This window comes from Halorientalis sp., assembly GCF_028275115.1.
Lineage (GTDB): Archaea > Halobacteriota > Halobacteria > Halobacteriales > Haloarculaceae > Halorientalis.
The window spans coordinates 1-9,165 of record NZ_JAQCNH010000008.1; the positions used below are offsets into that span (position 1 = coordinate 1).

General features: G+C 62.8%; 10 protein-coding genes. 6 read left to right on the forward strand and 4 right to left on the reverse strand.

Annotated features, from left to right (window positions below; genetic code table 11):
- On the forward strand, nucleotides 1-485 hold a 485-nt coding region (locus tag Q0964_RS01205; RefSeq protein ID WP_299262567.1), incomplete at its 5' end, for a carotenoid oxygenase family protein.
- 423 nt (nucleotides 486-908) lie between these two features.
- Nucleotides 909-1,337 (forward strand): PAS domain-containing protein, encoded by a 429-nt coding sequence (locus Q0964_RS01210; protein WP_299262569.1) that lies wholly within the window; start codon nucleotides 909-911, stop codon nucleotides 1,335-1,337.
- Between the two features lie 289 nt (nucleotides 1,338-1,626).
- Here the strand turns inward: Q0964_RS01210 and Q0964_RS01215 are convergent, their stop codons facing one another.
- Nucleotides 1,627-2,001 (reverse strand): hypothetical protein, encoded by a 375-nt coding sequence (locus Q0964_RS01215; RefSeq protein WP_299262572.1) that lies wholly within the window; start codon nucleotides 1,999-2,001, stop codon nucleotides 1,627-1,629.
- Nucleotides 2,002-2,711: 710 nt separating this feature from the next.
- Between Q0964_RS01215 and Q0964_RS01220 the strand changes: the two genes are divergently transcribed.
- Nucleotides 2,712-3,422 (forward strand): ferredoxin--NADP reductase, encoded by a 711-nt coding sequence (locus Q0964_RS01220; protein ID WP_299262575.1) that lies wholly within the window; start codon nucleotides 2,712-2,714, stop codon nucleotides 3,420-3,422.
- Nucleotides 3,423-3,762: 340 nt separating this feature from the next.
- Here the strand turns inward: Q0964_RS01220 and Q0964_RS01225 are convergent, their stop codons facing one another.
- The 3 genes from Q0964_RS01225 to Q0964_RS01235 are packed head-to-tail and all read right to left on the reverse strand — an operon-like array spanning nucleotide 3,763 to nucleotide 5,554.
- The gene (locus tag Q0964_RS01225; protein WP_299262578.1) at nucleotides 3,763-4,419 is read right to left on the reverse strand and encodes a 2'-5' RNA ligase family protein; all 657 of its coding nucleotides are present in this window, start codon (nucleotides 4,417-4,419) and stop codon (nucleotides 3,763-3,765) included.
- Nucleotides 4,420-4,449: 30 nt separating this feature from the next.
- Nucleotides 4,450-5,031: a diadenylate cyclase gene (locus tag Q0964_RS01230; protein ID WP_299262582.1), complete on the reverse strand. Its 582-nt coding sequence runs from the start codon at nucleotides 5,029-5,031 to the stop codon at nucleotides 4,450-4,452.
- On the reverse strand, nucleotides 5,024-5,554 hold the full coding sequence (locus Q0964_RS01235; protein WP_299262584.1) for a hypothetical protein: 531 nt from the start codon (nucleotides 5,552-5,554) through the stop codon (nucleotides 5,024-5,026). Before Q0964_RS01235 ends, Q0964_RS01230 begins: the two co-directional genes overlap by 8 nt.
- Nucleotides 5,555-6,251: 697 nt before the next feature.
- On the opposite strand from Q0964_RS01235, the gene Q0964_RS01240 reads away from it, so the two are divergent.
- The 3 genes from Q0964_RS01240 to Q0964_RS01250 all read left to right on the forward strand — a co-directional run.
- Nucleotides 6,252-6,527 carry a hypothetical protein gene (locus Q0964_RS01240; protein ID WP_299262589.1) on the forward strand — a complete coding sequence of 92 codons (276 nt, stop codon included), beginning with the start codon at nucleotides 6,252-6,254 and terminating at the stop codon, nucleotides 6,525-6,527.
- A gap of 96 nt (nucleotides 6,528-6,623) precedes the next feature.
- Nucleotides 6,624-7,481 (forward strand): hypothetical protein, encoded by an 858-nt coding sequence (locus Q0964_RS01245; RefSeq protein ID WP_299262591.1) that lies wholly within the window; start codon nucleotides 6,624-6,626, stop codon nucleotides 7,479-7,481.
- A gap of 626 nt (nucleotides 7,482-8,107) precedes the next feature.
- Nucleotides 8,108-9,165, forward strand: a 1,058-nt coding sequence (locus Q0964_RS01250) for an RNA-guided endonuclease InsQ/TnpB family protein (protein ID WP_299262594.1), incomplete at its 3' end; no start/stop codon positions are given.

Consider the following 9,165-nt stretch of genomic DNA (forward strand, 5'->3'; position numbering starts at 1 on the left):
TCTCGGGGCGGCTCGAACGGTTCACCGTCGACCTCGGCACACCGTCACAGACCAGCCGCTACGGGGTCGATAACGCGAGCGTGAGCCGGGAGATGCTGTACGACGACGGCACCTCACTGCCGACAGTCTCACCGGCTCGATGGTGTGAACAACACCGATACGTGTACGCCATGAGTATGGACCAACCGGCAACCGAGTGGGCGACTGGCGTTATGAAGTACGACACACAGAGTGGCGAGGTGGACGAGTTCGGGGCAGGTGGAGAGTACTTCGGGGAACCGGTCTTTGTCCCCGGCCCGGGCGACGCCGCGGACGCAGGGGTCGTTCTGACTGTCGCGCTAGACACTGCAGCGGACCAGTCGCGTCTCCTCGTGTTGGACGGCGAGCAGTTCGAGGAACGGGCACGGGTGGAGCTTCCACACGCAATCCCGTTTGACTTTCACGGCCGGTACTTCCCGGAGCTACGGGCACAGCGAACGGCCTGAGTGACACCCCACCAGGCGACACCGTGGCGGGCATCGCGTCGCCGGCGACACGGTGCCGAGTATCACGTCGACGTGGGCGGAGCAGCGCCCGCTTTCCTGACCGAGTCGGTGGCGGCCGGGCGACGTGGTTCGTCTCTGTCAGAGAACGGAACCCCGGTTCACCGACTCCGACGGTGGAGCCGTGCCAACAGTGATGAACGCGCTCGCTGAGGGCTATCGACGGGTGTGCCCACAGTTTAGTCGGCGGTTCGTTCGCTCGACGCCGGATGGACACAACGTGTCGCATCCGATGCCCCGAATAACCGTCTCCGACGGAGCAAACCGGCGGTCCGCAGGCGATGCCCGTTGTAGTTCGGTCCGACTCCGCAGTCGGCACACCCAGGGAGACTATATGAGTAGGGGCCCTCAATTAGTGTCATAACAATGGACTACGGAGAGATAACCGCGGAGGTCGGTGACACGCGGGTATTCGCGCAGATTTTAGACCGCTTTCCGGAGTGTGTCATGATTACGGCCGGTCCCGAACACGACAAGCCGGAGGAAGAGATACTGTTCGTGAACAAGCACTTCGAGCAAATGACCGGGTACGGGAAAGAAGAAGCCCTCGGAGAGACTCCCAAGATGCTACAGGGTGAGGAGACCAGCGAGCAGGTCATGAACAAGCTCACTGAGAATCTATCCGAAGATGGACATTTCGTCGGGGAGACGACGAACTATCGAAAAAGTGGCGAGCCGTATCAGGTCAGGTGGTCTGTCGACGCGCTGGAGTCCGACGAGGATTCGGGCGTGACACATTGGGTCTCCATCCAGCGCGACACGAGCGACGACGCGTTGACCAGCGGCTTTCGCTGATACTGGAATCGCCGGACTCTGTCGTTTCGGTGACCGACTGCCAGTGTTCGGCGTCCAGCCTCGTGCTTCCTTCGTGCCGGGTCAGCGGTCCCGGTGTCGCTCACGTCGGCGTTCCTGCTCGTGAGTCTCGTCGACGACCGCTCGGACGGCTGGTTTTTTGCCACACCGGAACACGTGCGACCTGCCCGTGAGCGAAGACGGCGAGGAACCCGGCCGGGGCGAGTCCCCGGTCGGGAGCGTATCGAGGAGGCCGTCACCGAGGCGCGTCAGTGCTATTCCGGCGGGATGTTCAGACTGCGGGCGAAGGTTTTATACGGGTCGACCCTGGCTTTTGTCTCCGGAGGCAGGAGAGGTTGTCACCGTACGCCTGCTGAGTCCAGTCTTCCCAACCGGTCTCGTCGACCTCGACGTACCCCGGATAGGCGCCCACGCCGCCGCGGTCGCGCAGTTGTCGCTCGGTTTCTCTGGCCCACTCGATGTGAGCGCGGCTGTCGTGGGATTCCCATGCAGCTTCGATGATTACGAGGTGTGACTTGTCGGCCCAGTTGTACGCCGATGGGTCGCCGTCCCCGATGGCACCACCCATCGGCCAGATGCCGACACCGTCCATCTGTCCCGGCGCCGCCGCCGTCCGGTCGAGGAGAAACTCGTCCTGCTTGGCCACGAGCGTCGCCGGTACTGCCGCCGTTTTCGACCAGACTCGCCCGTGGCAGCCCGAGCGCCGGTGAGGGAGACGTGTGCGAGACACGGCGGATGGATTCAGCGAACAACCGGCCGTTACGGGCGTCACCGTCTTCGCGAGAGGGACGTGTGGGCACTCCGGGACGCTGTGACCAGCTGCCACGCCCTAGCAGTTTTGAAACTACGGACCCTGGCAACCGGTCCGAACAGTCTGTTATTTGATCGTTTGATCCGACGTGGTCTCTACACATGACGGTCGAAAGAGCCCACAGTCGCCGGTTTCGGCGGCGGTCCGGAATCGGTCTACAGCGCACGTCTCTGGCTTGGTCGTAAACCCCCTCAGTTCGGAACCGTACACTCCGTGTCGATACACCTCGAACGGGTACCCTGCAGGGGCGCACGGACAGCGCGTCGGGGTGCCCGATGCTACCGGACAGCCGCGCTGTTTATGTTTGTCCATCTTTACCATGGAAACGCAGCTCGATACAGAGACCGCGGTACCATCCACGCCGGCGGTAGCATTCCTCTCGAACTGTCCCGTCCAGTTCGTATCGGAACGCCGTGCAGGGGCGAGAGTACCGCCATTCGACGAGACGACAGGTAATCGACACCCTGTGCCCTGACGCGGTTGGACCGTCTCGGCGCAGCGGCGACGACCATTTCAGACGGCATCAGACAGCGACTCAACTCATCATGTCACACCACGCAACAGTTATCGACACCTATCAGATCACGCCTCGAGTGAAGGGATTCCGCCTGCGGGTCCCCGGCCACGAGTTCGACTACGACCCGGGGCAGCACACGACGATTCGGTTCGAGTCGGGCAACGAGGAGATCGTCCGACCGTACACGCCGACGAATCTTCCCGGTAGTGAGGAGTTGGCGCTGACGATCAGACGCTACGACGACGGACTGGCGTCGTCGTACATGCATCAGAAGCGACCGGGTGACACAGTCGAAATCGGCCCGATAGAGGGCGCGCTGTCACTCGACGACACGAGTCGGGATGTCGCGTTCCTCGCGTCCGGCACGGGCCTCACACCGATGATGGCGATGCTTCGACAGTACCTGCGCGAAGGCACGGGCCACGCACATATCGTCCTCGGCGAAAAGCGGGAGGAGACCATCATTCACCGGGAGACGCTCAACGAGCTGGCGGCGAACAATCCGGACCTCGAACTGACGTTCGTCCTCTCGGACCCCAACTGGGAGTGGACCGGGCGGATCGGATACGCACAGGACCACCTCGACGACCTGTTCGACGAGTTCACCGAGCGGGACTTCTACGTGTGCGGGGTCCCGCCGATGGTCGTCCAGGCGAAAAATCGGTTGACCGAACTCGGAGCGCCCGATGAGCGAATTCACAGTGAAGGCTGGGAGGATAGCGTCGTCGCAGACGACTGACTCGGACTCACCAGGCTCTGGCAGCGCCCGGACCGGTCGCGGTTAGTTCGGACGACTCACCCCGGGTGCGGTGCCTGTGGGTTCTGCCTATCGTTCGAGACGGCGGCCGGAGAGCCGTGGACAGCCGAGAGGGTCCGTCGTGGCGCTTGCCACGAACCCACAGAACAGGTCGAGGTCCGGGCTCACGTACGTCATCAGGCACTGCGTGAGCTGTGATCGTGCGGTAACACTCCACCCGCTCACCGGCCGTGCCAGCGACACCGACTCCGCCGCGAAGCCGAGCGGCACGTCGGTCCAGTGGGACGGTGCGACGTCGGTGTCCGGAGACGCTGGAATGGCGTCACAGCTCGTAGGTTTCGAGTCGGTCGTACGTCGACGGCCAACCACTGCCAACCTCGTACGCGACGAGCGCGAGTTCGTCGACAGTGAGTCCCGGGAGAGGCACCTCGCGGTCGGTTTCGAGGGACGTGACGAGCGCGTGGTAATCGGTGCTGTTGGTAAAGTAACCGAGCGTCAGGTGTGGAATGAACCCCTCGGCGTCACGGTCGAGTTCCGCGATTTCGGGCTGGGCACACAGCCGTCGGTTCATCGCGTCCAGACGACCGGCTGCATCGACCTCCGCGTAGACGACGTCGGGAAAGAGGTTGAAACGGGTGAACGTGACTTCGAACGGACTCGTATCCTCGACGACACCAGATATCGCCTCGCCGATGCGGTTGACCGCGGGGTCGTCAACGTCGGTCGCTTCGGCGGGAACGTTAAACAGTTTGATGGTGAGGTGGAGCGTCTCGAACGGGGACGGAGTGAGACAGTCGAAGTCGTCGAGTTCGCCCGCGATTCGGTCGTGGGCCGGGCGAACGGCGTCGTCGACGACGTCGGCCAGCAACACGAGCTGTCGGCCCACGTCGCCACTGCCATCGCCGCCGGGCGAGGAGTCGAACTCGCGGCGGCGGGCCCAGAACTCGCTGGCCTCGGATGCCATATCCTCGTCATGCATGGCTTACACATCCTGGAACCGGTGACTGGGTCATTGGTCTACCCGCCAGCGGCCGCCGAGTTCGTCGCGCTCGCGGTCCTCGTAGCTGCCTCTCCGGAAGACGGTCACGCGACCGTCCTCCTCGCTCAGCGTCACGGCCGCCAGCACCTCCTCCCGGGTCGATACCTCGACGGCACTCAGGTGCTTGGTCCCCATCCAGTCGGCGTAGTCGATCTCCTCGCGGCGTTCGACTTCTTTCGCGCTTGGGCTTCTGATTCGCACCATCTGTCTCTGTACCGTCCCGTCGACGGTGACGATGACCGCACCGTCTCGCGAGAAGGCAACCTCCTCGGCCGCCGTCACGAACGCTTCCGGAGAGCCGGGGACCACCCGAGCGACATCGGTCGGCCACGTGTTCGCACCCAGTGGGTCGGCGTACTGGCCGTAGTTTGCGTCGGCGAGGACAACCACGTAGAGACTGGGGCCGCTGACGTACTGTTCCTCCCACCGGTCGAACTCCACGCTCAGACTCTCTGCCACGTCGACCAGTCGGTCGATGAGCGTGTCGACCGTCGAGTGCTGTGCTACGAGTTCCGGGTCACCCACCGACGGTGTCTCGTCAGGTTTACTCACGGCTCCTGTCACCTCCGCTCGTCGGCGCAGCGTCCACGACGAGTTCCGAATCCACCCGCCAGCGGCCGCCGAGTTCGTCGCGCTCGTGGTTCTCGTAGCTCCCGCCCCGGAAGACGGTCACGCGACCGTTCTCCTCGCTCAGGGTCACGGCCGCCAGCACTCCCTCCCGGGTCGAGGCCTCGAACGCGTTCAGATGCTTCGCGCTCATCCAGTCGGGATACTCCACGTCGGGTATCCGATGGGCCGGCGTCGACCTGACCCGGACCATCCGCTCCTGGAAGGTACCGTCGGCGGACACGATGATCGCACCGTCACAGTCGAAGGCAACGTCCGATGCGACGCGAACGGCCGCCGTGAAGTCATCCGGCAGCACGCGGGCGCTCTCGACCGGCCAGCGATTCGCCCCAAGTCCGTCCACGAACGAATCGAACCGTACTCCGGAGAGGACGAGGAAATACAGGCTCGGACCACGGGCGTAGCGGTTCCCCCACTGTTCGAAGGCCAGACTAACCTCTTCCGCCACGTATCTGAGTAGATCGACCGTGGTATCTACCGTCGCAAATTCCGCGTGCACAATCGTTCACCCGTAACTTAGGAATAGTGTATAAAATACCCTTTGTCGCCCCGACTAACATGATGGCTGTTTCCGCCGCGGTGGCGACGAACGGACCGTCTACACTCCCCACCCGGCGTCACGACACCACCGTAGCGCCGTGAACAACAGACCTCGGAGTGTCCGCAGGTAGTGTTCTGTCCTGCGAGGTCCGTTCACCGCCCTGGAAAACGTGCAGGTCGGAAGCTGGCCTCGGCACGCACGGCTCACAGCCGATCCGTGACGGAACTGTCCGGACCAACAGAGCCCTCCGTCCGGTCACCGTGACGATGCCGACGAGGTGTTCGACCGCTTTGCCGGACCAGCCGTCGTCTGCGGTCCGTTCGAGTTGCCCTGTCGTGTCGGGTCGGCGGAGACGAGAGCGATGCCTGTCGCGCCGGACGCGCCGAAACGTGCGAAGAGTCGACATGGGCTGCGGGGACGGCGAGTCCGGTTCAGTCGGCTCTCTGAGTCTGTCGGTTCTCGGCGAGTCGCTCGTGCTCTCTCAGGTGAAGTCGTCGTGTGAGACGATATATAATCGGTACACGTCCGTTCCACGAGGTCGACGTCGAGTAGTTCCTCGTTGATAACCGCGCAGTTGACGAGTGTACTCTCGACGGTGGCCGCTTTGGATGACGGGTGTCTCGACGGCGCTCGTCTCGTGGATGGTGCCCGTCACGGTATCACCCTCGACCGGTCGGTCCCGGAACTGCTTGTCGTCGATGTTGCTTCGAGAGGTGGCCTGCCCGTGTGTTATCACCTCTGGGGCTTCGAGACCGTCCATGCGGTAGGAGACGGCGTGACGCTCGTTCTCGAGTTGGCTGTGGAACGTGTCACAGTCGACTCGTTCGTGATCGGCGTCGAGTCTGGATTGGTGAACGAAGCCACCACGCGCATTTCCTGACCGGATAAAAATCTTGCCTGGCGTTACGCAGCCCGAAATGCGACAGGAAGGATCATTGGATGGCGGTTCGTACCTGTACGCAGAAATCGCATACAGATGTCCCCTCCACTCCGAAACGACTCCCACGGCGGACAGACGGGTGACCGAAGTCGCCGGACGTTCCTGCTCGGCGTCGGTGCTGTGGCAGCGCTCGCCGGGTGCCTCGACGACGGCGGAGACGACACCGAAAACGAGAGCACCGACGAAGAGGACAACGGACGTCAAACCTCGGAGTCGGACGCCAGCGGCGCGACTCCCGAACCGGCCGGGAGTGACGACGGGACGGCAGGCGGGCTCTCGCGTGCCGAAGCCAGAGCCATCCTGCCGCCGGAGTCACTGGCGTTCCGATACGAACCGCCACTCGACAGTCCCTTTGGCGAACTCTGGGCCGCGGTCGTCGGGCAGGCCGACGCGTCAGCGGTCCGGGCGGAGGCGGAGTCCGGTGGCTACAACAGGGTCAGCCCGCAGGAGGGAACGGTCGACAGATACCTCGGTGTGCCGGTGCAGGTCGACCCAGACGGTGACGCGGTGACGGTATTCGCGGTCAACGACGACGGTGAGCGCGGTCCCGTCACCGAGGTTTCCGTCCCGACCGCCGAACTCACGGCCGATGACGCGGAGCAGGCCGTCCCGCCCGAGGCGCTGTCGTTCACCTACGAACCACCGGATATGGGTGAGTATGGAAGCCTTACCATCGAGGTCACGGCAGACACGGGCGCGGACGCGCTCGTCGCACGTCCGAAGGAAGGACCGAGCGTGTTCACCGACCGCGTTGGCGACATCAGCGACGACGAACAGGTCGACGCCGGGACCACGCTTAGCGTCGCCGTCGACCCGGACGGCGACGAGGTGACCGTCTGGGCGACCGTCGACGGGGCAACCGGAGTGGCAACACGCTGGCAGGGCCCCGGCTGAGGCCCCTCAGCACACGAACTCTACTCCGGGAGCGGGTCCTGGCAGGCGTGGGTGCGTCTCACACACAAAGAGCCGTGTGACCCATCTCGACGCCTTTGCTACCACCGAACACTGTTCGGGTGTGACACAGCGAGCGGACCGCTCGCCGGTGGCGAGACTCGACTGTACGGCGCACCACGAACGACAGTCCCGATCAGGAGTCCACTAGTCAATCGGACAACGCCGCTGTATGCGAGCAACGCCATCGCCACGAGTGATTAAAACCGGTGACAGACGGACGACTGCTGCCGCCTCGACGGCGACATAAACCGTTCCAGCGAACACGAGTCCGAGTCCGACTGCAGCGGCCAGCGACGTGAGGCCGACAGTCCTAAGAAGGAGACCGAACAGGACAATACTCGACTCGGAGAGTGTCGGTGTGCGCAGATTTTCTTGGAGGGGACCCACGCTCAGAGCTCAACTGACGAACTGAGTAGGTTAGTGATGTCCAGTTCACAGGCGGTACGAGGCGGATGCCCCGACCCTTGAGGTCGGGGAGGAAGCCGACAACCGATGACACAACACACGCTACGATGGCAGGCCGACTCCCCAGCATATAAATAACACTATATATATGTGAAGACGTAGTGGAATACCGTCGTACCGCCGTCATCAAACTCGAAACTCCCGAAGGAGCCGACGCCTCCCTTCGAGAGACTGTCGAGCAGTTCAAACACTGCGCCAACACCGCTTCGGAGTGGTGCTGGCACGGCGACGACGGCTACCACGTCACCTCAAAAGCCAAAGCCGAACGCGCCCTCTACGACCAACTCCGCGACGAAACCAACCTCACCGCGAATCTCGTCCAGAAAGGGATTCGCAGGGCAGTTGAGGCCGTCAAAAGTGGAGTCTCGCGTCTCGAACGTGGCGAGAACACGTCACAACCGCACTTTTCTGCTGATAGCGCGGTCTACGACAAGCGGAGCGCGACGGTCCACCGCGACCACGTTTCCCTTTCGACCGTAGACGGGCGCGTCGAGTGCGATTACGTCCTCCCCGACGACTCGGAGACACCGCCGACGAAGCACGTCTCCGACGAGGACTTCGAGTTTCGGATGGCGCACTTACAATATCGAGACGGTGACTGGTATCTCCACGCCTCGATGCTGAAAGTCGAAGCCGACGAGGGAACGTCTGAATCTGAGTCCAAGCACAGAACAGTCCTTGGTGTGGATTTGGGCGTGAACAACCTCGCCGTTGCTTCGACGGGGCGATTCTGGTCGGCAGACGAGTTCAACCACTGGCGTCGAGAGTACGAAAAGCGTCGTGGGTCGCTTCAACAGTGTGGTTCTCGCTACGCCCACGAAAACATCGAGTCAGTCGGACAGAAAGAGTACGGGCGGTTCGAGATACACCTGCACACGGTGGCGAACGAACTTATCGAGGAGGCCGTCGAGAACGACTGTTCGCACATCGTGTTCGAGGAGTTGACCTACATTCGGGAGAACATCCCCGAGGCGACGTGGCAACACATTTGGGCGTTTCGACGCCTCTACGAGTACGTCGAATACAAAGCCAAAGAACACGGCGTCGAAGCCGTGCAGGTTGACCCGCGCAACACGTCGAAGCGGTGTTCGACGTGTGGGTTTACCCACGACGATAACCGGAACGGGGAGTCGTTCGAGTGTCAGCAGTGCGGGTATGA